General features: G+C 42.5%; 18 protein-coding genes. 11 read left to right on the forward strand and 7 right to left on the reverse strand.

The genetic code is table 11. From position 1 onward, the window contains the following. Positions 1-689: 689 nt before the first annotated feature. From D1367_RS33290 to D1367_RS09870, 6 genes are all read left to right on the forward strand, one after another. The gene (locus D1367_RS33290) at positions 690-2,318 is read left to right on the forward strand and encodes an AsmA family protein (protein WP_420845979.1); all 1,629 of its coding nucleotides are present in this window, start codon (positions 690-692) and stop codon (positions 2,316-2,318) included. Beyond that, positions 2,278-6,051, forward strand: coding sequence for a translocation/assembly module TamB domain-containing protein (locus tag D1367_RS09850; protein WP_420845980.1), 3,774 nt, complete (start codon positions 2,278-2,280; stop codon positions 6,049-6,051). Before D1367_RS33290 ends, D1367_RS09850 begins: the two co-directional genes overlap by 41 nt. A gap of 551 nt (positions 6,052-6,602) precedes the next feature. Continuing rightward, entirely contained in the window at positions 6,603-6,779 is a 177-nt protein-coding gene (locus D1367_RS30670; RefSeq protein ID WP_181985127.1) for a hypothetical protein, read from the forward strand. 72 nt (positions 6,780-6,851) lie between these two features. After that, positions 6,852-7,040 (forward strand): DUF3122 domain-containing protein, encoded by a 189-nt coding sequence (locus D1367_RS09860; RefSeq protein WP_225892300.1) that lies wholly within the window; start codon positions 6,852-6,854, stop codon positions 7,038-7,040. 301 nt (positions 7,041-7,341) lie between these two features. Next, complete coding sequence (locus D1367_RS09865; RefSeq protein ID WP_181985128.1) at positions 7,342-8,589, forward strand: calcium-binding protein; 1,248 nt, start codon at positions 7,342-7,344, stop codon at positions 8,587-8,589. Positions 8,590-8,602: 13 nt separating this feature from the next. Beyond that, positions 8,603-11,230: a beta strand repeat-containing protein gene (locus D1367_RS09870; protein WP_181985129.1), complete on the forward strand. Its 2,628-nt coding sequence runs from the start codon at positions 8,603-8,605 to the stop codon at positions 11,228-11,230. Positions 11,231-11,273: 43 nt separating this feature from the next. On the opposite strand, the gene D1367_RS09875 is transcribed toward D1367_RS09870, so the two are convergent. Together D1367_RS09875 and D1367_RS09880 are read right to left on the reverse strand one after the other, a co-directional pair. After that, complete coding sequence (locus D1367_RS09875; protein ID WP_118166272.1) at positions 11,274-11,564, reverse strand: hypothetical protein; 291 nt, start codon at positions 11,562-11,564, stop codon at positions 11,274-11,276. A 119-nt stretch (positions 11,565-11,683) separates the two neighbouring features. Continuing rightward, positions 11,684-12,523: a prephenate/arogenate dehydrogenase gene (locus D1367_RS09880; protein WP_118171266.1), complete on the reverse strand. Its 840-nt coding sequence runs from the start codon at positions 12,521-12,523 to the stop codon at positions 11,684-11,686. Between the two features lie 67 nt (positions 12,524-12,590). Between D1367_RS09880 and D1367_RS09885 the strand changes: the two genes are divergently transcribed. From D1367_RS09885 to D1367_RS09895, 3 genes are all read left to right on the forward strand, one after another. Continuing rightward, on the forward strand, positions 12,591-14,162 hold the full coding sequence (locus D1367_RS09885; RefSeq protein ID WP_118171268.1) for a pentapeptide repeat-containing protein: 1,572 nt from the start codon (positions 12,591-12,593) through the stop codon (positions 14,160-14,162). A 107-nt stretch (positions 14,163-14,269) separates the two neighbouring features. Then, complete coding sequence (locus D1367_RS09890; protein WP_118166275.1) at positions 14,270-14,860, forward strand: DUF1517 domain-containing protein; 591 nt, start codon at positions 14,270-14,272, stop codon at positions 14,858-14,860. Between the two features lie 70 nt (positions 14,861-14,930). Then, positions 14,931-15,815 (forward strand): hypothetical protein, encoded by an 885-nt coding sequence (locus D1367_RS09895; RefSeq protein ID WP_118166278.1) that lies wholly within the window; start codon positions 14,931-14,933, stop codon positions 15,813-15,815. A gap of 499 nt (positions 15,816-16,314) precedes the next feature. On the opposite strand, the gene D1367_RS33075 is transcribed toward D1367_RS09895, so the two are convergent. The 4 genes from D1367_RS33075 to D1367_RS09910 form a co-directional block, all read right to left on the reverse strand. Further along, on the reverse strand, positions 16,315-16,758 hold the full coding sequence (locus tag D1367_RS33075) for a hypothetical protein (protein ID WP_323808632.1): 444 nt from the start codon (positions 16,756-16,758) through the stop codon (positions 16,315-16,317). Then, positions 16,745-18,691, reverse strand: a complete 1,947-nt coding sequence (locus D1367_RS09905) for an APC family permease (protein ID WP_118171274.1) — start codon at positions 18,689-18,691, stop codon at positions 16,745-16,747. Before D1367_RS09905 ends, D1367_RS33075 begins: the two co-directional genes overlap by 14 nt. A gap of 95 nt (positions 18,692-18,786) precedes the next feature. Further along, positions 18,787-18,948 (reverse strand): hypothetical protein, encoded by a 162-nt coding sequence (locus D1367_RS30675; RefSeq protein WP_194198680.1) that lies wholly within the window; start codon positions 18,946-18,948, stop codon positions 18,787-18,789. A 114-nt stretch (positions 18,949-19,062) separates the two neighbouring features. Further along, positions 19,063-20,601 carry a glycosyltransferase family 39 protein gene (locus tag D1367_RS09910; RefSeq protein ID WP_118166281.1) on the reverse strand — a complete coding sequence of 513 codons (1,539 nt, stop codon included), beginning with the start codon at positions 20,599-20,601 and terminating at the stop codon, positions 19,063-19,065. 223 nt (positions 20,602-20,824) lie between these two features. Here D1367_RS09910 and D1367_RS09915 point away from each other — a divergent pair, with 223 nt between their 5' ends. Both D1367_RS09915 and recR read left to right on the forward strand, forming a co-directional pair. Then, entirely contained in the window at positions 20,825-21,175 is a 351-nt protein-coding gene (locus D1367_RS09915) for a histidine triad nucleotide-binding protein (protein WP_118166284.1), read from the forward strand. Between the two features lie 165 nt (positions 21,176-21,340). Continuing rightward, a complete protein-coding gene (gene recR / locus D1367_RS09920) occupies positions 21,341-21,898 on the forward strand; it encodes a recombination mediator RecR (protein ID WP_244944996.1) in 558 nt (185 codons plus the stop codon). A 474-nt stretch (positions 21,899-22,372) separates the two neighbouring features. Here the strand turns inward: recR and D1367_RS09925 are convergent, their stop codons facing one another. Continuing rightward, entirely contained in the window at positions 22,373-26,224 is a 3,852-nt protein-coding gene (locus D1367_RS09925) for a CHAT domain-containing protein (RefSeq protein WP_118166290.1), read from the reverse strand. Positions 26,225-26,342: the final 118 nt, after the last annotated feature.

The raw sequence follows: 26,342 nt of genomic DNA on the forward strand, positions 1-26,342 counted from the left end.
ACCACAGTTATATTTACAAGACTTTTCATGGAGTAGTTTAATATTTGACGATTTTTTATCTAAACTCTGATAAATAATCTTTAAGCAAAGAAAATCTATCTTAAGATATCAATTCTTCGTACAAAAGATAGTTGTTCACAATATATATATTGTGAGAAAAAACATACTAATCATCTACTTTGCCTAACAGAAAGGAGGCACAATTTGTCAGACAACTATTTAGATGACTATACCCGGATTTCTCAGCAAATTTATGAAACCCAAGTTCAGAGGCTGTAGGGGCGGGTTCACAAATATGCTTCAATCATTCACGAATCTCTCGTGAACCCGCCCCTACCGTTTTGTGAGAAATGCGGGTATAGACTTTCAAAAGGTGAAGCAGAGAATAGCTTTAATTACTGCTCAAATTGAGGAAGTGCTAATTAAGTACCATACTCTAGATTAAATCCCAAAATTGAAAGGCGAGAAAAACTAATGTCGGGTAATAATTTGTGACTCGATATATATTACTTGTGACTGGCTGATACAACTGCTACTAGCACAGGCTGGCGGAAATAAACCTAGCGTTTTATTACAGCCATAAAGCTCAAAATTAGAAGCTTTTGACTTTTGACTTTTGACTTTTGACTTCCGCCTTGCGGTACTAGCCTGTCTCTCGGATTATTCCAGATAAAAGTATTGTAACGATAATGACGCACTCTCCAAATTCAGAAAATAACCAGAAACCACCTAATCGTCGTTTATGGCTCCTTCTCTTAGGACGTACCAGTTTGGCTTTCGGTGTCGTTTTCCTGGTTGGAATTGCAGTCGGTGCTTGGTGGGCTAGAAGCTATATATATAAAGATTTAGCGCCATTAGTACAGCAAAATCTCGAACAATTGCTTGGACGTCCAGTAAAAGTAGGTAAAGTTGAACGTTTTTCACTAAATAGTCTAAGATTTAGCTCTTTATCAATACCAGCAACTTCCACTGATCCAGATCAGGTAGTAGCAAAAGCCTTAGATGTACAGTTCTCGCCCTTACAACTCATCCTTACCCGAAAACTAGCATTAAATGTCACGTTAGTTCAACCCAATGTTTACATCCAACAGGATAAAGATGGTCGCTGGGTTACAGCCCAAGTCAAAGCTGGGGAAGGAAAAGGTGCTATTCAAACTGAGTTGGAGACACTTCAAATTCAAGATGGGAATGTAGAGTTATCGCCAGCTTCCGGGACAACTAGACCGAAAGGGTCAGTAATATTAAATCAATTTGGTGGTGTTGCCCGATTTTTTGATCAAAATCAACGAATTGGTTATGACATTAATGGTCAACTCGCTAGGGGAGGCGCGGTTAAAATCTCTGGTGAGACACAAATAAAAGCTCAACAAACTAACCTCAAGCTGCAAGCACAAAATTTACAAGCATCTGATATAAGTCGATTAATTGAGTTGCCAATTGCCTTACAAGCAGGGCGAATAGATGCTGACTTAGGGGTTCAAATTCCACCGAAACTGTCAGAAATAGCCGTTATAGGAACAGCTACAGCTAATCAAATCGTTGCTAAAATTCCCAAGATTCCTCAACAAGTTTCTAATTTTAATGGCAGATTTCTATTTCAAGGTCAGACAGTTTCTCTAGAAAATCTGAATACGAACTTTGGCAAAGTTCCTATTGTGGCTAATGGAACAATTAATACCCAAACAGGTTTTAATCTCTCTGCTCAAATAAAACCAGTTAGTGCGAAAAATATCTTAGACACGCTGAATGTAAATTCGTCACTCCCAGCTAGTGGCGAAGTTCAAGCAAATATTAAGGTAGGCGGCGCACTACAGAAACCAGTCGTTAACGGTACATTAAGCAATACAAAACCGATTCAAGTTGACCGCCTTCTCTTCACAGCCGTCAATACTGACTTCCGCTTGAATGTATCTCAAACTGCTTCTCAAATTGTTGTCTCCAATCTGAAAATAGTCCCCGCAGCAGGTGGTCAAATCACAGGAGGCGGTCAAGCTAATATCGGAGCCAAAGATAACGTAATCTTTAATGCTCAAGTTGATGGTGTATCCGGGGATATACTAGCGCGTAACTACGGCGTTGCTCTACCGATCGCAGTTGGCAATATTTCAGCAAAAGCAGAAGTTTCTGGTTCACTTAGTAAACAACCATTGAATCTTGATATTAGTAGTGTTCAAGTAACGCCGCCAACCGGGGGAAGAATTACCGCCAGTGGTCAAGTTCAACTAGCACCCCAAGGTCAAGTAGCTTTAGGTATTCAAGCTCAAGGTTTACCAGGAAATGCGACTCGCTCAAGGTTACGGTATTTCAACTCCAATTAATGTTGGTGGTATATCTGCGAACGCCAAAGTTACTGGTTCTCTAAGTAGCCCATTAAATGTAAATATTGCTAGCGTTCAAGCAAACCCAGAGGTGGGAGGGCAAGTAACAGCTAGTGGTCAACTTCAGCTTGCACCCCAAGGTAGGGTGGCGTTGAATGTGCAAGCACAAAATTTACCAGGAGATGCGATCGCAAAAGCATACAACTCTTCACCCTCCATCACCATTGGGAATGTATCAGCAAATGCCAATATTTCTGGTACACTTAGCAATCTACAAACAGTAGCGCGGGTGCAAGCGCCTACCGCCACCTATCCCACCACCGGACGAGTTGTTGTTGCCAAACAAGGACAGAATATCGTTTTCCCCGATGCAGTTTTGAACGTTGCAGGTGGTACAATCAGAGCTAGTGGTCAACTTGCACAAGAACGCTGGCAAGGAGTTGTTAACGCTTCCCAAATTGAACTCAATCGGTTCTCACCACAACTGCGAGGACGGCTTAATAGCAATATTCAGTTAGCAGGCACAACAAAATCTTTCCAGCTTGCAGATATTCGCGCTGGTGGACAAATTCGCCTTTCCCAAGGGGTAGCACTGCTGGCAAAACCGCTTACGGCTCAATTTCAGTGGAATGGACAGCAGATTATCGTTGAAAACGCAAGTACCCCAGGATTGAGTGCTAATGGTGCGATCGCTATTCAAACTCCACCAAATGTAGCACCCCAAATTGCCGGATTTAATTTAAATGTACTGGCACAAAATTTCAACTTAAAAAATACTGGTTTTGAAATTCCTGGTGATGTAGAACTAGCGGGGTTACTTGATTTTAAAGGACAAGTTACAGGTACTCCAGATGTTCCGCAAGCCACTGGTAATATCCGACTGCGGAATTTCCAGGTTAGTGACTTGGCATTTGACCCGCTTTTAACGGGAAACGTGAATTTTCAAGGAGGACAGGGAGCAAGTCTGCGATTAGCTGGGAAACAAGATAGGATTGCGCTGAACTTGGGTGCAGATTATCGTCCCACTTCATTTTTAGTTCGACGAAATGGAGCAGTTGCGACAGGTAGAACAGAGGGAGATAACTTGTTTATCAACGCTCAAGAGTTTCCCATCGCTTTGATTGGAGGCTTTTTACCGAACAATCAATTGCAACCGCTAGCGGGACAACTATCGGGGGATTTAGTTGTCAATCTGAATAATTATGCCATTGCGGGAGATGTTGCGATCGCCCAGCCTCGGATTGGAAGAATTACAGCAGATGAATTTCGCGGCACCATTAATTATGCCGATGGTACTGCTAGCTTATCTAATGGTCAATTGCAAATTGGAGATAGCAATATCGCCCTCAGTGGCAATCTGCAACCAGGGAATAACCCGCAATTTCAATTTCAAGCTAATTTTGACGAAGCCAGAATCCAGAGACTTTTACAAACATTTAATATCTTCGACTTTCAAGACTTTAGTACCGGGTTGCAGCTACCAAATTTAGCTGGAGCAGAAGTACTTGAAACTGAGTCTGTCAGTCTACCTGAGGCAGATTTGCTCACACAGTTAGCATATTTCTCAAAAGTTGTCGCATTGGTAGCAAAACAACAGCAAGAAGAGAGAAATGAAACTGCATCTTTACCTACCCTTGCAGAATTAACGGGTACTTTGAGCGGAGGAATTACAGCTAATGGCTCGTTAAAATCTGGGTTAAATGTCGGCTTTAATTTCCAAGGTGCTAATTGGCAATGGGGTGAATACTCCATTAATCAAGTCGTTGCTCAAGGCAATTTTGCTGATGGTGTCGTCACACTTTCGCCGTTGAGTGTTGGGATAAATCAAGGAGTGGTGGCTTTTACCGGACAGTTAGGAACTGAGCAACTATCTGGAAAGTTGAATGTAGCAAGTCTACCTCTATCGCTTTTCCAACCTTTTATCGAAAAATACCCGATAGATATCACTGGTAATGTAAATGCTGATGCCACCTTGGGAGGTAGTTTACAAGATCCGAGAGCGCAAGGGCAAGTGACGTTGGCGAATGCGACTCTCAACAAGCAACCTGTGCAAACAGGACAGGTAAACTTTGATTACAACAATGCTCGCTTAAATTTTGACAGTACTTTGTTAGTGACAGGAACGCAGCCAGTTACCATTACAGGTAGCGTACCTGCTGCTTTGCCTTTTGCCAAAGTGGAACCAGATAGCAATCAAATCAGCATCAACGCCAGCGTAAACAATGAAGGGTTGGCACTGTTAAACCTGTTTACCAACAATCAAGTCGCTTGGGTAGATGGTCAAGGACAAGTAGATTTAAACGTTCAGGGTACTTTGAACGAACCAATTATTAACGGAAATGCCACACTCAAGAATGCAACTTTTCGCGCCCAAGCCCTATCTGAACCCTTAACAAATGTCACTGGGACAGCGCAATTTAATGGCAATACAGTGAATGTCCAAGGTATCCAAGGCACTTACAATAAGGGGCAAATAAATGCATCAGGTATCCTCCCAATTCTTCAGCCTCAGCAAGCAACATCAAACCCTCTCACAGTATCAATAGCAGACAAACTCAATTTTGAAATTGCAGGACTATATCAAGGTGGTGTAGGCGGCGATGTTGTAATTCGCGGAACAGCATTAAAACCTGTAATTGCTGGAGAGATTCAGCTAAGTGATGGTCAGGTAATCATTGGAAGTACTACTGCTCAGACAAAATCAGCAGCTACAGATCAAACTAACACTAACGTCATAAATAGAGAAGAGATTAAAGTTAATCTCCCACCTACAGCAGAGAGTAACGCTAGCCCAGTGACTACAGCAGATACTAAGGCTAGTGCTGTAACTCCAGCCAATTTACCTATACAGTTTGCAGATTTAAGGTTAAGTTTAGACGATAATGTTCGTGTTACCAGTCAATCACTACTCGACTTTGTACCAGGAGGAGCCGCATTGAGTCAGCCACTATTGAGCTTTGACGCCAAAGGTGACTTAACGATTAATGGTACATTAGCCAAGCCGCTTCCTGAAGGAGTGATTCGTTTGACAGGAGGACGAATCAGCTTATTTTCCACTGAGTTTACCTTGGCGCGGGGTTACGAACAAACTGCGCGGTTTAGTCCTAGTCTTGGACTTGACCCTACTTTGGATGTCCGACTTACCGCAATTGTACCGGAAGCATCAGCAAGGAACAGTCAAATTTTGGAATCACCATTGTCTGCTGAAGTCAGCGATGTTTCTGCTAGCAACTTCGGGACTTTACGTACCGTTACCGTTCAAGCCAGGGTCAACGGCCCAGCTAGTGAATTGGGCAACAATCTAGAATTGACAAGTGAACCTAGTCGTAGTAAGGGAGAAATAGTTGCTTTACTGGGTGGCTCGATTCTGAATTCTTTTAGTCAAGCAGATGCAGGACAAGGGCTAACTAATTTCGCTAGTTCTACCATTTTAGGTGGTTTGCAAGGAACTATTACTGCGATCGGGCAGGCTGTTGGTTTTAGCGAATTTCGGATATTTCCCACCCCTACCACTAGTAATGAAACAACGACAGCTTCAATTCTGAATTTATCAGCAGAAGGTGTATTTGACATCAATAGAAATTTCTCTGCCTCTTTATCACGCCCTCTTTCTAGTGATGAGTCTTTCCGTTATAACGTGCTTTATCGACTCAATGATGAAATTTTGATGCGAGGCTCAACTAATTTAGGGGATGAAAATCAATTCCTAGTTGAGTATGAAACTAGATTTTAGATAAATACAGTTCAACTTTCGTAGTGCCTGGGTAAACTGAGAGGATGTTTGAAAAGGGTCGGCTTGAGCCTCAAGTGCGACTCAGGGGTGGGATCTCAAATCCCAAAACTCCTATTCTCTCGTAGCAGTTTCTCGGTAGCCAGGGTAGTGAAACACACGCTGAAGGACTTTTCAAACATCCTCTGAACGTGCAGCCGGAATTCCCAAAGTTGCAGCACAACGACGGGTCGCTAAATCATCCAGAATTACTTCCCTTCCAGAATTTACATAGCCCCAGGTTAATACCATTAGATCCCCCTAAATCCCCCGATAAATTGGAGGACTTTGATTTTTCCGCCAATTTATCGGGGGGTTAGGGGGGAGCTATAAGTGCCTAAAGTCACAGCGAAATACTTTTAAAACAACCTCTAAGACTGACTCACCTAGACCCAAATCCCGGCTTTGAATTACATTCGGGACAGGTCGTGTTTCTTGTATAAAGTCTATAAAAATCCGAAAAAGGACAATTCAAGTTTGTAGATAAAGCATATACAAACTTAAAGGAACCAATCATGAAAGACTTAGACCGCAAACGTGCGAAATCTCTTTGGGGAATTTTGGCTACAGCTTGTGGAGCCGCTTCCATGTTCACAGCCACACTGGGAATACCTGCCTCTGCACTTGCTGCTACACCAGTATTTTACTGTAGTGCTGAAGGTCTAATTGTTGAAGTTTTTCGCCTCAACTAGACTCTAGAAATAGTAGCTTTTTTGGATTGGGCATAAAATTAATAGACATATCCTTTATCGCTAGGAAAATATTTGTATTATTACAATATTACAAAACTACGCGCGGAATGTGCGGTAAAAGCATTCAACATAAAAAACCCTGCGATCGCGTGTGCTAGTCCGGTAAAAGACTTACGGTTGCGCTTGGTTGCTTTTCCGGGTGTCGTTGAAATTGCTCACCCCCAACCATTGTTGATTGAGAAATTCATAATTGATAATTAATAATTCATAATTTAAAGACGCTCTCTACGAGACGCTGCGCGAACGAGGACTCGCTTTCCGCAACGCTATCAGTGGGAGCTTTGAACTCTCCACTGTCTTTTTGACCACTGATTTAAAAATGAGCGTGGGGCTGCTGTACCCATTTTAAAATTTATGAATTATGAATTATGAATTATGAATTAATAATTATTTGGTCAACTAGATTGTTTCTCTTAAGGCATAACGAATGCCGTTCGTTGTCAGCTCACGTTAAATTAACTGAATTTTGCACTGAACCATAGTTTGAGAAGGAGTGATGGACATGGCACTTATTAAGGGTAGCCTTGGTAATGACAATCTGACTGGGACTCCAGAAGCTGATTCCATTTTCGGCGATTTAGGTGATGACATCCTTGATGGTCTTGGTGGTGATGATAAGTTTATCTTCAACAATGTAATTGATGTCCTCGTTTTTGATGACTTTTCAGATTTGTATATATATAGTACTGATGGTTTTGACATCATTAAAAACTTTTTTTCGGGTGAGGTTATCAGTATTGACCCTGTGAATCACAACCGTAAGCATGTAGATATAAATGTAGTAATTTCAGCTGCCCCAGCCGTGGTATTTCCTTCAGAAAAAACCGAATCCATCTACGGCACCACAGGTTCTGACACAATTCAAGGAACCTCGGCAGACGAGATTATTTATGGTTTGGAAGGCAACGATGTACTGTATGGCAACGATGGTTACGATATGTTGTATGGTGGTTCGGGTAATGACAGCCTTTACGGTGGTGCAAATTTTGGTGACGAACTGTACGGTGGTTTGGGCAATGATTATTTGAATGGGGGAGGTGCCAATGTACTTTATGGCGAGGAAGGCGATGACATTTTTGATGGCATTGATGGCATTGATGGCATTGATGGCATTGATGGCATTGATGGCGTAAAAGTTGATATTATAGAATACTTGAATCAAGGAACCGATACGGTTCAGGCTTCGTCCAGCTACAACTTGGGTGACAACCTAGAGAACTTGGTTCTCACAGGTAGCAGCGATATTGATGGCATAGGCAACGCCCTGGACAATCGAATTGAGGGGAATGCCGGTCACAACTTTTTGATTGGCGGCGATGGCAATGACTACTTGCTTGGCTATGGGGACTACGACATTTTGGTTGGTGAGGCTGGTAAGGACACACTCGTTGGTGGTGCTGGTAACGACTTCTTAAATGGGGGTTCTGGTAACGACTTCTTAAATGGCGGTGCTGGGAACAACACACTCACAGGCGATGCTGGTGCTGATACATTTGTCTTCAACTTCAGGTCTGAAGGCATTGACATCATCAAGGACTTCAGATACTTGCAGAGCGACAAAATTCAGATTTCTACAATTGGGTTTGGCGCTACTTCCACTAAGGAGTTCAGTTACAACCGCAACACTGGTGCCTTGTCTTTCCAGGGAACCCAATTCGCCACTCTTGAGAACAAGCCTAATTTCATACCCCGTCTCGATATTGAGCTTGTCTCTGAGGATCTAAGCTCTTCAATTAGCTATATCCTTTAAGGAGAATTTTCCTGTGTTCTCTCAAAGCTTATTTTATCAGTGGTGGCAGTTGAGGTTGGCAAGCTTATTGGCTTTAGTTGCAGCGATCGCAGGAGCCAACGAATCTGCCCTAGCCCAGATAGTACCCGATAACACCTTAGGTCAGGAAAGTTCTGTTGTTATATCTTCTCCTAACCTTGACCAGATAAACGGTGGAGCAATTCGGGGGGCCAATCTATTCCACAGTTTTAAGGAGTTCAACGTTAAAGAAGGAGGACGAGCCATTTTCAGAAATCCTCCTGGCATTGAGAATATCATTAGTCGGGTGACAGGAGGTAACCGCTCCGAGATTTTCGGCAGGCTCGGTGTCTTAAGTAGTGCTAACCTGTTTCTAATTAATCCCAATGGGATTATCTTTGGGCCGAATGCCCAACTTAATATAGGAGGTTCTTTTCTAGCAACAACAGCAAATGCCATCGGGTTTGGTGATCAAGGCTTGTTCAGTGCCTTGGTTCCTAATTCTCCCCCAGTCCTAACGGTCAATCCTTCAGCTTTGCTATTCAATCAAATTGCCAAATCGATTACCAATCAATCTACAACAGGTCTGCAACTTCCTGCCAATCAAAGTTTGTTATTGGTAGGTGGTGATGTGAACTTAGAAGGGGGGAAATTGTCCGTTCTTAATGGTCGAGTGGAATTGGGAGGATTAGCAGGAGAAGGAACGGTAGGCCTGAATATAGATGACAAAAATCTGCGTTTGAGTTTTCCTGATAATGTAGCGCTAGCAGACGTATCCCTCACCAAAGGAGCTACAGTCCAAACCAGTTTTGAACGAGGTGTCGGTTCTCAACTAGGTACTGGCAATATCCAGGTACAGGGTAGACGTGTCACAATCGCTGATGGTTCAAAAATTCTAGCTAACAACACAGGTGCCGAACCAGGAGGGACACTTACCGTCCGCGCCTCTGAGTTAGTGGAAGTCCTTGGAGCAAGTAGCCTGTTAGCTGAAACTTATGGTGTCGAAACTGGTGGAAATTTGACGATTGACACTGGGAAGTTGATTATCCGGGATGGGTCAAAGATAGCAGCTGGTACTTTTAACTCTGGACAGGGAGGGACTGTAACTGTAAGAGCCTCTGATTCTGTGGAACTGAGTGGAACAGATGCAAATGGTGCGAATTTTAGCAGAATCATAACTCAGACTGATGGTGCCGGAAATGCCGGTTTAGTAAGCATTGAAACTGGGCAATTGATTGTTCAGGGTGGGGCACAAGTCTCAACTGCTAGTGCTAAGACTAGTTCGGGACAAGGAGGACTGTTGCTTGTAAAAGCCTCTGATTCGGTGCAACTGATTGGAACATCAACATCAGCTGATAATCCCATACCTAGTGGTCTGTTTGCTTTGGGGGAAGGTTCCGGCAAACCTGGAGACTTGACGATTGAAACTCGCTCCTTTATTGTCCGGGATGGGGCAAGAGCCTCAGCTTCCAATTTAGGTTCGGCTCAGTCGGGAGGGACGTTGAGTCTGACCGCTTCCGAATTAGTGCAACTGATTGGAACATCGGCAAATGGTCAGGTCAGAAGCGGCCTGCTTGTTGGAAGCACAGGTAGCGGATCTGCCGGAGAATTGATAATTAAAACTGAGAAATTGCAAGTCCTGGATGGAGCATTTGTGTCTGCCCGTACTGTGGGCGAGGGACGAGGAGGAAGCGTAATGGTGAATGCTTCTAACTCTATAGAGCTAAATGGTACCTCAGCCGACCGTCAGATGCCCAGCCTCTTGACAACTCAAACCACAGGCGTGGGAGACGCCGGGAATTTAACGATTGAAACTGGGCAGTTGACTATCAAAAATGGCGCACAGATAACCAGTAGCAGCACAGGGATTGGAAGAGCAGGTGATTCTAAAGTACAAGCAAGCTCTCTGAGTCTTGACCAGGGAAGTATTACCTCGCAAACGACGTCGGGTAATGGAGGAAACATTAATCTATCAATAAAAGACCTCTTACTGCTACGCCGTGGTAGTGAAATTTCCACCACCGCAGGCACAGACCAGAAGGGTGGAGACGGCGGTAACATTACTATTAATGCTCCTAATGGTTTCATTGTTGCTAACCCTGCTGAAAATAGTGACATCAGTGCCAATGCTTTTACTGGCATTGGTGGGAGAGTGGATATCAAAGCCAATGGCATTTATGGTATTGAGTTCCGTGAAAGTCCAACTCTCTTGAGTGACATCACTGCTAGTTCAGAATTTGGTACACAAGGCACTGTAGAACTCAACACACCTGATATTGACCCCAACAATGGCTTGGTTGAGTTGCCAACAATACCAGTTGAGACTAAAGTAGCCCAAGGTTGCTACAGTCCAGGTTACGCCCAAAACCGATTTGTGATCGCTGGGCGCGGCGGTTTACCACCCAATCCCAAAGACATTATCACACCTGACGCCGTTCAAGTAGATTGGGTCACTCTCAACCCCAACATTGACAACCGTAAGAGTCCGTCTGTTTCCTCAAATCCAATAAAGCCCACGCCAGAACCTATAGTTGAAGCGACTGGGTGGGTTTTCAACGCTAAAGGCGAGTTAGTCTTCACAGCGGATGCGCCTACCAAGCCTCATGAATCATGGCAAAGCCCCATTTCTTGTAGTGCTTCTTAGCTTAACTTTATAGCCTCCCAGATCACACGCAGCAGTCGTAATATTAGTCTTGAGACTCTTCAGAGGTAGGTTCCGATTCGGTTTCAAGTTCTTCTGTTTGGACTTTGACTGGAGGTTTAACAGGTTTTGGGCCGCGGGCTAGGGCAGGATTCCCCTGCTGCCTAGTTTCTTCTCCATAGGATGCTTTTTTCCCTTTCTCAGACGAGCGATTACGGCTCGGTTTTGAGCTTTTGGGGTTGGATTCAATAGGAGGTATAGAATCCGTATTTTCGGAATTGTTGTCAGTGCTTCCTTGGGACTGACGTTCCGATTTCTTAATTGGGCGTTCTACCATTGTTGATTTTTGTAAATTTATCTGTATAGTACACCGGTTTGGTGACTATAAAACGTGCTTTTTTAGGCAAAACCTACGCAGTATTAGGTGCGTTATAGATAATGTAACGCACCCTAAAACTAATCAACAAAATCAGGTCGTGCCTTTCTGGTTGATTTCAACTTTTGCTCTAAAACTGCCCAATTTTCTTGCTCAATTAAGTTAGTCAACTCATCGAGATTGTGACGATACTGTTGCAGCGATCGCAGCAATGCCTGACGATTATACCGGGCCATCATCACACCCAACTCTGAATTCCCACCACCCACACGGCTGGTATCCCGAAAACCTGAACTAGCTAACTTTTGGGCTAATTCCAAAACATCGGGGTCAGTTTCACTCAAACAAGCAGCAATCAAGGAGGAACTGACCATTACAGGTAAATGAGAAATCCAACTAACAGCGCGGTCATGTTGCTCAGGTTGACAATAGTAGATTTTAGCCCTTAGCGATCGCACAATTTCCTCTACAACCGTAATTGCACTAGTTTTTGTTGTAGTTATCGGTGTTAGTACATAAGGTTTATCAACAAATAAATCTCGCTGTGCAGCTTCTATCCCACTATCTGTTCTTCCCGCCATTGGATGACCGCCGATAAAATTATCCCAAAGGGGAGAAATCGCTTTAACTATCTCTGCTTTCGCCGAACCCACATCAGTTACAACGCAAGAAGCAGACAAATGAGCGATCATTTCCTGAAATTGGGGCACAATAAGCCCTAGAGGTGTACAAATAAATACAACCTCTGCGGCTGCCAATAGGCTCAGATCAACAGATGCTTGATCGACACTGCCGAGAGCAACTGCCTTTTGACAAGTAGATTCACGCCGACTGACTCCTAAGATATGATGTCCAAGCGATCGCAAATCAAAACCCAAAGATCCGCCGATCAGTCCTAATCCTAAAATCCCAATATTCATTTTTGATTTTGACATTCCGTTTTTTATGATACCAACTATTAAAGTTGGCATCCAAGGGGTAGCATCGATGACTGTAGACGAATTACTGGAACAATACGCGGCAGGAGTCTTAAACTTTAATGGTGTTGACCTCGCAGAAGCTAACCTGAGTGGGGCTAAACTCAGTGGCATAAATCTTAGCGATGCTAATTTGAGTATAGTCAACCTAAGCGGCGCGAATTTGAGTGAAGCTAACTTGAGCAATGCCTTGCTAAATGTAGCAAGACTGAGTGGCGCAAATTTATGTAGCGCCATCTTAAATAACGCCAGTCTCAACGTCGCTAATTTGATTCGAGCGGATCTTAGTCGCGCTCAACTTAAAGGAACCTCATTGATCCGCGCTGAATTAATTCGTGCTGATCTCAGTCGCGCCGATCTGTCGGAGGCTGATCTCACCGGTGCCGATTTGCGAGAGGCGACACTCCGCCAAGCGAATCTCCGTCACGCTAATTTGAGTGAAGCCGTATTGAAAGGCGCTTCCTTGACGGGAGCTAACTTAGAAATGGCTAACTTACATGCCAGCGATTTGAGTCGTTCTGACATTAGCGGCGCAAATTTGCGAGATGCCGAACTCAGACAAGCGAATCTCAGCCGTGCTAACTTGAGCGGAGCAGATTTGAGCGGGGCGAACCTCCGATGGGCAGATTTGAGCGGCGCAAATCTCCGGTGGGCAGATTTGAGCGGCGCAAAATTGAGCGGGGCTACTTTAATTGGCGCAGATTTAAGCAATGCCAACTTAACGAATACAATTTTTATCCACGCCGATTTAACTCAGGCAAAATTAATTAGGGCGGAATGGGTTGGTGCTGACTTAACAGGAGCAACATTAACTGGGGCAAAACTTTATGCCACCTCCAGGTTTGGTTTAAAAACCGAAGGGATGATTTGTGAATGGGTTGATCTTAGCCCCGCAGGCGATCGCTCCATTATCCAGAAGTTCCATTCCCAAGACTCACGAGATTTTTTTAACGAAACACCGCCAACAATCCGAATTATTGTTGATGCCCCCATAGAACACGAAGCCAATTTTGCTCTCGCTGGCGCTTATTATCAAATTGCTCAGGAATGGGGGCTGAAACAACCCCCAAGCATGGAAAGTGGGCCCCGTCGAACTGTTTTTACATTTCATGTAAATAGCGACGAAGCATTATTTCCTACTGCTTACATTGTGATTCTTCCCTTTCTAGATGCGGTATCTACCCAAAAGAATATTTCCAGGATGGTGGAAATGATTAACAATGAAGTTATTGCGAACCAAAATTTAAAATTGCTAAAATCAACCCAAATCGTGAAACAATTAAATACTCTTATAGAGCAAGCGATGAGTCAGGCTACAACAATTAAACAGATGAAAAAAAATATCGAAGTAGCTGCCAAGTTAAATTTTTGTAAAGCCCCAACCCAAATAATTTTAACGAATTCCAGCGCCCACACTTTGATTGCTCATGACAATCCCCAGTTTGGAAAAAGATTTATTAATCGCTCTGCTTTCAAGGCTTCAGCTTATGATGATATATCTAATGAAGCAACAAAACATATATTGCCTTCGTTAAATATGGTTATGGATTTTGTCAAAGGATTTCACTATATTGGTCATTAGTTATTGGGCAAATGACAAATGACAAATGACAAATGACAAATGACAAATGACAAATGACAAATGACAAATGACAAATGACAAATGACAAATAAAATTTGGAGGAAAGGATGAGCAATCTCTTTAATAAAATGATTGGTCGAACTCGCTATGTAGTTTTTCGCCTATTTCTGCACTTAGGGGGAGGCGAGGTAGCACCAATTTTGGGAGTATTAAATAGTGCTGGACGAGATGCGATCGATGCCGATGGAGATTTAGAAGTTTTGGGAGAAGGATTGGTAGAAATTAGCCAAACCCTGCTGCAATACGATGAATATTGGCTTTCTGCTGCCAACGAAGGCGACGTATTTTTTGATGAAGGCGAAGCAGGAGATTATGTGAATGAATTATTTACTGACTCTGCCCAAAGATATCTTAGTGAACCAGGTTACAGTTCTGATGGATTGAATGAACCTTTATCTATACCTGTAACCCGTAACGTCATTGTGATGATTACAGTAGCTTATGAAGGAGAAGTACCAGAGTTAGAAACCGATCTTTCTAACGTTCAGGCACTCAAGGAAGGATTCAAAGCATTGATCAATTTGCATTATAAACATAGATTCAAAGCAATCCAAGTGCATTTCTCGCCAGCACAGTTAGGCGATGACCTCACTAGCGATCAACTGTTGCAATATTACCCGGAATTGATTCCTTTATAATATGTTGGGTAGTCCGTACTTACTACTTACATCGAGAAATTGTTAAGCTCAGAGATAGGACAATAATCCAATGATCATGACCATAGTACGTAAATTTACAGCCGTTTTTTTAGCTCTGAGTTTGTGTATGACAACTGTTGCTTGTGGTGGGGGCAACGAAGCTACTCCTCCAGCTAAGAACGTTAGCCAAACCTCTACTAATACCAAGCTGAGTGACGGAGAGTATAAAATCCAACAAGCTACTTATGACGATTCAACTGGTGAATATAGCTTGTTTTTACTGAACAATAATCCCCCAACCTTTGCAACCGAAAATTTGCAAATGGCACGGTTAACTGACGATGAAATCAAGCAGGGTAAAAAAACCTATCTAAAGGTAGATAAAGGCCAACCGATTTTATATCTAACGGAAGACTTTAAAATTGAGTACGTCCACAACGTCACCGAGAATAAAACTAATCCTCAAACAGGACAACAAGAGACGGTTGTAGTCCGTCGAGAAAATAACTTCTGGGCCCCATTTGCTGGGTCTGTGGCTGGTGCTGTGGCAGGTCAGGCGATTGGTAGTATGTTGTTTAGACCCCAATATTATGTACCCCCTGTTTATCAATCAGGACAAGGATTAAGTGGTTTCGGTGGATATGGCGGAAGTTATGGCCAAGCAGTTCAAAGCTACCAAAGTCGTTATAATACAGAACCCGCAGCCGTAAGAAATCGCACTGCGTTCCGCAATACAGGGACAATTAGAAGGTCATATCCGGGAAATTCAACTGTACGCAATACACCACGTAGCACCACTGGTAATAACCGTCCTTCTGGTTCTGGTTTTGGTGGTAGTACGTTGCGCCCCTCTGGCAGAGCTACTTCACCTAGACGCGATTCTGGTAGTAGTTTTGGTAGTGGGCGTAGTTCAGCACCCCGCCGCTCAACTGGTTTCGGCAGCAGACGCCGTTAAAAATTCCAAATTCAATAAATAGACTGCCTAAGAAATAAAGAAGTCGGGGGGTTGACTTGTAACCCTCCGACTTCTCTTTATATATCAATAGACATCTGGTGAAATTAAATATGCGTTATCTAGAAACCTATTCACGAAAATCCTCATATATATAGATTTATCGTAGGGGCAAGGCGCAATACCCATAGGTGTCAACTTAAGTTCAAACCCGCTTAAAACCCAATACGCTTGGGTTAAGGCTAAAACTCTGTTATCCAAGTCAATTTTTTAACGAACCGCCAAGACGCAGAGGACGCAGAGAGAAGAAATAGAAGGAAAAAATTGCTTAACTGAACTGTATTGGCTTAAAACCTCGTTTCCAGCCTCTAGGCTGGAAATGCTATTCTATTGGGCTGCTGCCGCAAGTCTTGAGGCTCCGCCTCAACTACGGGCATTCCCAGTCGGAGACTGGGAACGAGACAAACTCCTATATATGCAACTTTTGACGATTAATTATGAATTATTCGGTCAAATAATATGAAATACTAAATACAAATATTGCTAAGAGAACAGGAACCATTTTATTAAAGTCTATTTGTTTTTTTTGAAGCATTTCTAAACAAGATATCGGAATCATTAGAGGCCAGAAGATAGTTGTTACCAAAAACATCACAACCGATAAAAATTTATCTTCAGGAGTAGAAGTAGGATGACGTAGGGAAAATATTAACCAATTGCTTAGAAAATAGCATGTCATGAACAGGTAAACAATACTTAAAGTCAGTTGTATCTGATTCATTGTGAGTACTCCTGAAGTTATGTGAGCTTTACTATAACCCAATACAGATAACACAGATACTCGTAGGGACATGGCATTGCCGTGTCCCTCATTCAAATGAGAATCGTTATAAATTTTCTCTTCTCCTGCCTCCCCTGCTCTCCTTTCTTCCTCACCCGCCGACATGAACGCCAGGACGCTTATGGGGATTCTTTTCAGCCCGACGGAGTACTTCACGGGTGACTACAGCAATATCACCTTCCCCAAACAAGATAAAACGCAGTAAATATTGTATGGGGTTGCCCTCAGCCCAGCCGAAGTAGGCATGGGGAATCTTACCTGTTTGGTCACGAATATAGAGTAGTAAAGCCGCGATCGCATTAGGTACTGCTGCACTCTCAGCCCGGAGGATGCGATAATCACCAACTCGCACCCCTTTTACATTGATGACATCCGCAAACTCCGAAGCATCTGATACCTGAATCTCTAGAAAAAGAATTGGATCGTTGGGTGGAATATGATTATCCTCGCGTACCTCTTTCTCTTTCATAAAATACTCTAGGACATCACCCGTATTCAAGCGATTAGCAATTAGCCGTATTGCTCCTTGGCTCTCTTCGGCAAGAAATTGGCTAGCAAGTTCGTCAACTTCAATCCGCTCTGCTCGTAGTTCTGTTGAACGCCAAACCCGAGAAACCAGCGAGGTAAAAATGATCGTACCGATGAAAAAACCAGCGATCCTAATGCCTTCTGGTCTTTCGATGATATTAACAACAGTGGTATATAAAAATAACAGTGTGATAATTGCAAAAACGAGTCTTGCCCGCTTCTGTCTGTGACGGTGGGCTGATAAGGTTACGGCAAAGGCGGCTGAGGTAATTAACACAAGCACACCAGTTGCATAAGCCCCACCTTGGGCTTCCACATTAGCTCTAAAGATAATTGTGACAACAAAGGCGATCGCTGTGTAGACTAACACTAAAGGTCGCGTTGCTCGTGCCCAATTGGGCGCCATGCCATAGCGTGGTAGGTAGCGAGGCACAATATTCAGCAACCCTGCCATTGCAGATGCACCTGCAAACCACAAAATCGAAATAGTACTTAAATCGTAAACTGTGCCAAAGCCATCGCCTAGATATAGATGTGCCAGATAGGCTAGGGCCCGTCCATTAGCTTTGCCCCCAGATACAAATTCTGCGGGTTGAATCAATAAAGTAGTTATAAAGCTGGTGGTGAGCAAAAAGAAGCTCATAATTAGAGCAGCAGTGGTGAGCAACTTGCGTGTATTCCGAATCCGCCCTTTGGGAAGATGCGGAGTGTTGTTGTTGCTACCTTTTACCAGGGGCATAACGGTTACGCCAGTCTCAAACCCTGATAATCCCAGCGCTAGCTTAGGGAATATAAAAAGAGCTATGCCGACTAGTATTAAAGGGTTAGAATCGCGGGCAAAAAGTGCAGTCTCCCAGTTAGCGATCGCTTCTGGGTGAGTTAAAATCTGATACAGGCCGAGGCTAACGACTATGAAGTTTAACAGCAGATAAACTCCCACCAAAACTACTGCAATACCAATCGCTTCTCGGAAACCTCTTAAGAAAACTGCGCCTAGTAATATAACTAATACCAGGGTGATAGCGATCGTCTGATTGTGAAGCCAATTTGGGATAAGTGGATTTTCGATGATATGGGCTGTGGCATCAGCAGCTGACAAGGTAATGGTAATAATAAAGTCAGTTGCCACAAAGCCGAGTAAGCATAGTACAAGTAATTTGCCTTGCCACCAAGGCAGCAAACGCTCTAACATTGCGATCGACCCTTCACCATGAGGGCTTTCGGCAGCAATGCGCCGATAGATTGGCAATGCTCCAAAGAGCGTCAGCAAAACTAGAATTAGGGTAGCTACAGGAGAAAGAGCGCCAGCAGCCAGTGCTGCAATCCCAGGTTGATAGCCAAGGGTTGAGAAATAATCTACACCAGTTAAGCACATCACCTGCCACCAAGAATGCTGGCGATGTGGTTCTTCCTTGTGGTAAGGCCCTTCTTTCTCTGGTCGATGTTCTTCAAGCAACCAGTGGATTAACTGGCTACCGAGCCGTTTTGTTGAAACAATTGATTTAGCCATCAAATACGGTTGTGTTGCAATCGGCTTTGTGATTTTTAAGCCTTTGTGGTTTATTAAAATTTTCAACAACAAAGGTATAGCACTATTATTGTATGTTAAGCATTCTGTCCGATTTGCAAAATATATCGTAGCTGTTGGCAGTAGTCTGGCGTATCAAGATCAATTGCAGCTTCTGGTATGGAAAAAATCAATCCTGTAACCGTATATTTTGGGATTAAAGCTTTTGCATCTTTAAGCTGTATCATCAGAGTAATCATACTATTGCTTCATGCGATGTCTACCACGGGCTATTTGGCGATCGCACTCCAAATAATCATATTATCGTTAAAGCGATCGCCTTTGAAGTCAAACTATATAATAAGGCAGTTTTTTTACTTCTTTCTAGTGAATCGATATATTTTCATATAAGCCCAATCAGACTGATCTTCTAAGTTATATAAAGAACTCATTTCTTTTTTAAAAACACCTCTAGGTTGCCAACTATATTCGCGGTTAATTATTATAAAAACTGTATCTGAATTTTGAGTTATTCTACTAATTTTTTCTGCCATATTCTTCCCATCTACAGTTTTCAGAATGCGTTCTGGTGCATATATTGTAGATGGATATCCATAATATTTGAGTAGTATAGGCTGTCCCAATAACAATACAGATTTTGCCGATTCATTTCGATGTTGTAGAAGGTAGCGAGCAGCCGAACGATAGTCATCTTTTGCATAGGCTGGATTTAAATAGTATTGAAAGTTTGAATAAACATTCATACTTAGTAAAAAGACTGTAGCTAACTTTGTAACTTGAGGAAAAATATCAAGTTTATTCTGACGCTGGTAATTATGTAAAAAAGCCGAGGGAATAAGAATGACAACTGGTAGACATAGATAAAAAGAGTGGCGCGGTAGCCAATTAATTTTGGTCACCAAAGCAAACAAAAACGCTAGTAAAAATGATACCACCAAAAGAGATGTAAAAAAATAATCAGTCGGTTGATATATTTTTCTCTTGCGGTGTCTCAACAAACTTGTTAATAAAGCTATAAAAATGACAGCAATGACAATAATAAATATTAGTAAATGAAACCAATAGCTAAGTATAACATTGAACTTTTCTTGCTCGCGCAATTTCTCTAGTGGCGGCCCATAAGATGTCCCGACTAATATACCGTAGATCACAAATATCATGTTTTGAATTATGGGTAACCCAGTCCGAGTAACCACAGTAGCTGTTGGATCAGATGCGGCAGGTGAAGACAAGTAGAACCAAAGCATTGGGGAGGAAAAAATTATCGGCGGTATCCACCATTTGAGCAATTGTTTGAAGTTTTTATAAACAATAGCATGAGATAGAAAAAGAGATGAACTAAAAATTATTATCAAAATACTGCCAAAAGCCCCAATAGCAGTAAAGATACCAAAAAGCAATGGAAAAATAATTGTATTCCTCTTATATACATTGATTGCATAACTAAAGAAATATATTTGAAGTGAGGCTATAAATATTAATAATGCGTAAGGTCTGGCATCTTGGCTGTAGAATACACTGAAAGAACTAACCGCTAGGAGCGTGGACGACCATAAAGCATGTTTTTTCCCATAAATACGTAGGCAAGTAAAGAATATCGCAATTACTGAGCCGACTCCTAACAAAGCTGAAAGCGATCTAAGGGCAAATTCACTATTTCCAAAAGCCGAACGCCAATAGAATAAGACCAAATAATAAAGCGGTTGGTATTTATCACCATTTTCTAGACCTAAAATTTCAGAGAGATTTTCTTGAACGGTTGTATTATTAGATAAAGCTAGACTCCAACCTTCATCAAACCAAAGACTTTGATTTTGCAACGTAAAGAAACGCAGGAAGATGCTAATTATGAGAATAATAAAAGCAATAAAATAGTATTTTGACTGTTTCATCCTAAACCTCCAAATTACTGATACAAAAAATATGTACTTTTCTCAGCACGAAACTTTCGCCTTAGAGTTGAGTGACGACATACATATTGTAATTATTTTCTCTATGCTGGAGTAGGACGAATATTATCTATGGAAGACTTTATCACAAGAAGGAGTATTTTGTTATGTAAATGATCTAATACCAATTCTGTATAATTTCTAGCAGATGAGTAAATAGATTGGTATGAGTGAAACTACAGAAACGATTTTCAGCAAAATCATTCGTCGGGAAATTCCCGTTGATATTGTTTATGAGGATGATTTAGCCTTGGCATTCAAGGACATCCACCCGCAAGCGCCTGTTCACATCCTCGTCATTCCCAAAAAACCCATTCCCACACTAGCTGATGCTGAATCTCAGGATCATGCTTTGCTGGGGCATCTTTTGTTAACTGCCAAACGGGTTGCAAAAGAAGCTGGACTGGAAAACGGTTATCGAGTTGTCATCAACATTGGTGATGATGGTGGCCAGACAGTCCACCACTTACATCTGCATATTTTAGGAGGTCGGCAGTTGAACTGGCCGCCTGGTTGATAAAACCATAAAACGGGATGAATTGTGTCTCTAGACGCGATTCATCACTAAACTATAAACGCTTCCTTCCAAAATTCTGTAGGAATGTCATCATAGTTAAGGTAAAAACATTCTGGAGACAAGACAACGGTTTACGCACGCCCTTTAGCACGGTTAATTGAGCAATTGCAGCGCCTACCGGGAGTTGGCCCCAAATCTGCCCAACGACTGGCTTTGCATATTTTGAAGCGACCAGAAGCAGAAGTAGAAGCTTTAGCACATGCGCTGATTGAGGCAAAAAAACAGATAGGCTTGTGTTCTGTTTGCTTTCACTTATCTGCTGAACCTGTTTGTGAAATCTGCCGCAATGCCAATCGTGACAACAAAACTATTTGTGTCGTAGCAGATCCCCGCGATGTGATTGCACTGGAAAAAACCCGTGAATACAAAGGCAAATATCACGTTTTAGGTGGGGTGATTTCTCCAATTGATGGAATTGGCCCAGAACAGTTGACTATACTGGCTTTGCAGCGCCGGGTGAGTCAGCAAAAACCTCAAGAAGTAATTCTGGCAATTAGTCCAAGTGTAGAAGGGGAGACAACAACGCTGTATATAGGTCAGCTATTGAAACCATTTACCAAGGTGACGCGGATTGCCTTTGGTTTGCCTGTAGGTGGTGATTTGGAGTACGCCGACGAAGTGACCCTAGCAAGGGCATTGGAAGGACGTAGGGAGTTAGATTAGCGCTCTTTTATTACTCAGAAAAAATAAAATATTCGTAGATTGGGTTGAACATTCGTGAAACCCCAACAAAATCAGAGATTGTTGGTGTTGGGTTTCGTTCCTCAACCCAACCTACTGGTCTGTCTCATTAATTCTGATTGATTAGTTTGTTACCAAAACCCTGTAAAGACGCGAAATTTCGCGTCTCTACAACCCCGCAAAATTAATGGGACAGACTACTACTGGTCTATCGCATTAATTTTGCGGGGCTGCTAGATCCCTGACAACTTCTGCGAAGTCGGGGATCTGAACACCACTAACCTCTCAAAACTTTTGGGACAGACTACTACTGGTCTATTGAATTAATTTTGATGGGTTCGTAGTAAGCACAAAGCGTGCTTAAAAATTCAGGACTAAAGTCCTTACTACAAACTTTTTCACCCCTCATAACTAATGCACGCTTCTAACAAGCGTCATTACGAATTACAAATTATTTTAATTCGGCTTACCTGTAATCGTGAATGCTGCCCAGTAGTAAGGATGATTATAAAGATTTTTATCTGATGCCATTTTACTATTTCTATATAGTTGTGTCGCTAAATAAGTTTGAATTCGTACTTCTTCAGGATGCAGATTATTTAATACATCTTCATACCATTTTGTCAATTCTCCAGCAGTTAGTTCTTTCAGCCATCGGGTTGCTTCAGCTAAGGCTGTAACTGCTGATTTATTGGGCTGTAATCGTCGGTAAAACTCTATCATCACCAAGGCACTAGCTGAAGATTCTACACTCCAGAGAGTACTCACTACATGAGGAACGCCTTGACTCACAAAACCAGTCACCAAACTCACATATTCGCTGCTGATAGTGTGGTTGCTAGTAGTTAAATTTTCACAAGCAGAGAGGGTAATAAGGTTGTAACTTGCTAGATTTTGTTGGCAGATTTCATCTAGAGTAAGTTTGTCTTCACCTGCTAATGCTAATTCGGATTTTTTGGGTTCAATTAAATTATTAGTGACATGACCAGTAAAATGTAAAATGTTGTAATTATCAAATAAGGCGTTTTCAATAATATTTTTTGTAGCTTCTAACCCATGAATTCGTTGGATATTATTGAACATCTGGCTAACAACTTCCGACTCAAGTTTAGCAAATTTAAGCGTGGGATAACCCGTACTCTCAGGATGTTCAACACTAAGCAATAATTGATTTTGCCATTGCCAAATATCTTCAGTTCTAATTGATAAACCTATTTGGGCACTAGGTAGATAGGTTACACTGAAATTTGACTCCACATTCGGCAATTCTTCCGGCGATGGGGAAGGAAGATGGAAAAGGGTATGAATGGGCAATCTGTATAAGTCACGGTGAGGAATTAAAACCAGTTGGGTGATGCCTTCGAGTTCCTGTGCAATTGTGGAAATATTCAGGATTTCATACAACTGCAATAGCTTCTGTTCCATATCAACTCGCCAAGAATGCTGGCTTTTACTTTCTTTGTCTTGGGCCGTGCTGCGATATTCTTGGTATTGTTGATGCCAATCTTCTAGCAAACTTTCAAATTTAATTAGGCGTTGTACTGCTTCGGGTAGGGGCAATTCATTTAGACGAATAGCGTCTTCTCCTAAAGTTATTGCCCCAGTATCTTGCATGGGTGTAAATAGGAGGATGGGTGATGGCGCTTGGTCTTTGAGAATAAATGTGTGTAGGGCAACTGGACTAATATGCCAGTAAATAATTGCTGTTGTAGAATTAAATAGTTGTTGAATTGCGCCATAATAAGGCGAGTAAATATTATCATTCCAGCCATAAAGCAGCCAGTTTAAACAAGCATTTTTGCCTTGTTCGGCAATTTCCCAGGCTTCAACTAAATCACCGGACTCTACGGCTAAATCAACTGCTAATTGATCAAAGCCTGCAAATTTCAGGGCTAACTGTTTTTTACTTTCGTCTGAGCGAGTTTCTTCACTCAATAATTGTCGCAATAAATCTGTACCGCGTTGCAGCAATTCTTGAACTTGTGTTGTTTGTCCTAAACCCATCAGCACTTTGCTTAGAGATTGTAAAACCTCTAGGTGCAACTGGGGAAAATATTCTAGTGTGAGGGTTAGCAGCGCTTGATGGTACTCAGATGCAGCTTTGCGCCAATAATCGCGGGGATTAGTATTTTTTTTGCCTTGTTCGTAGTAAGTATTAGCGATCGCAAAATGCAATCTACCCCAACCTTCTGGATGGGTATCTGTCCGCAGATGCTTTAACCCTTCCTCGTAGCTGGCTAATTTCCCTTCGTAGCCGCCCTGTTGTAAGGCGGGATTTGTCGCGGTGATACTACTCGAAATCAGCAATGCGTCAGAGTTCAGTAAATGACCGATCGCAGTTCCTCGACCAATCCAAGCTTCCCAATAATCTTGTTTAATTTGCAAAGCGTTGTCATAACAAGCGATCGCTTCGGCAAATTGTTCTAAATAAAACAATGCTACTGCCTGATTATACCAAGCTAAGTGGAAGTCGGGTTTAATCGCGATCGTTTTTTGATAGGAGGCGATCGCTTCTTGTCTACGTCCTAAGTTGTCTAACGCTATACCCCGGTTGTACCAAGCTAAGTAGAAGTCTGATTGAACTGACAGTGCTTTATCCCAGGAGGCGATCGCTTCTGACCATCTTCCTAAATTAAACAGCACTACACCCCGGTCTATCCAAACTTCGTGATAATCTGGGTTAATTTCTAGCGCTTTGTCGTAAGATATAATCGCTTCTGTAAATTGTTCGCCGACAGCTAGGGCTATACCACGGTAATACCAGTTTTCTTGGTCTTCTGGTTCCAAATGTAGGGCTTGGTCATAACTAGAAATAGCTTCGGGTAGCCAACCTAATTTAAGCAGTGCCAAACCCTTACTAGACCAAGCTTCTTGGTAGTCTGGCTTGATTTCTATGGCTTTGTCAAAAGAAGCGATCGCTTCTTGAAAATATCCTAATTCTCCGAGAGTTCCACCGCGATTATACCAAGCTTTGTAGAAGTCGGGTTTTAGTCGTGTGGCGGTTTCGTAAGATGCGATCGCTTCATCAAAACGTTCTAAATGGAACAGCGTCAAGCCTCGGTTAAACCAATATTCTGAAAATTTTGGTTGAAGTGCGATGGCTTGGTCATAAGATGCGATCGCGCCTAACAAATCACCTGTTTTTGCTTGGCTTAGACCTTGATAAAACCACCGTTGAGCCTGGGTAACAGGATCATCGCCATGCCGCTCAATTATACCAGGGGAATTGCTGCTTTGAACTGCCAAATTAGAAGCAAGTTGCTGGACTAAATTAGTACTTTGATCCAATCTCACCCACAACTCATCTAATGTATTAGCCACATTTGGCTCTAAATTGGTCAAAGTGTTGTCCCAGGTTTCCACTGAGGGAGAAGTTGTTAATTCAGTTCTTTGTCTAGTGGAAAGGAGATTTGATCCTGTTCGACTTTGAACAACTTCATCATCATCGAACCTCAGTTGGGCTAATGAGGTGATTGAATCTTCTGCGGCGGGGAGAGGGAAATTTTCGCCTATTGTAGTTTGGGCATCATTCCTTTCATACTCAAATACCAGTTCCTCTAAATTCTGGGTGAATGCTTCCTCACTAGAGGTATTTTCAGGCGCTGACGTTATTGGTTCAACATCTGGCTCATCATACTCCCATAATTGCTCACCTAAGCTGCGGATTAACTCTTGCCCAGGCGAACTTGGGATAATTTCTTCATCGGTTGTGATTTCTACCACATCTGGCTCATCATACTCCCATAACTGCTCGCCTAAATTGCGGATCAGTTCTTGCCCTGGAGTAGTTTCTCTTACATCTGGTTCCTCATACTCCCATAACTGTTCGTCCAAATTGCCGAACGGTTCTTCCCCAGGAGTGATTTCTAAATCTTCTTCTGGATAATTCTCCTCATACTCTATCTGTGTGGGTGAGTTTTGCATCAGCCGGATGCCAATGTCATAAGCAACATCTCCAATTCTGCCAACACCAAGTTCCCCCAATTGCACCATCTTTGTTGCTAAAAGCGGATTTGGTGCCGGTGAAGCTAGCAAGCTTTCGCCAAAGATCACCAACCAATCTATCCAGCGTTCAGCCGGAATGCGATTTTCTACCCGTTGCAGATACCTCAATGCCCACTGTCGTCCTCGTGCTTGATGCACGCCTTCTAACAATTGGATAAACAATTGTTCCAGATCCGCATTGGTTAGTTCTGGTAGCATCTCCACCAGATTATGTCCTCTCGCACCCTTGAGAGAACTAGCCTGCTTACTTTCAATAAGGCGCTTTAAAAACCTTTTAAGCGACTGCGATATCCGCCTGAGCATCTGCCACACTATTGGATTTTGTTTTTCTAGATTGTAGCCATCGTTGTGTTAAAAAAATCATCAATTACGTAAAAATCCATTAGATCGGGACAGGGCTTCCGTCGCAGGTTAGCAAAAA

The organism is Nostoc sphaeroides, from assembly GCF_003443655.1.
In the GTDB taxonomy this organism is placed as follows: Bacteria; Cyanobacteriota; Cyanobacteriia; order Cyanobacteriales; family Nostocaceae; genus Nostoc; species Nostoc sphaeroides.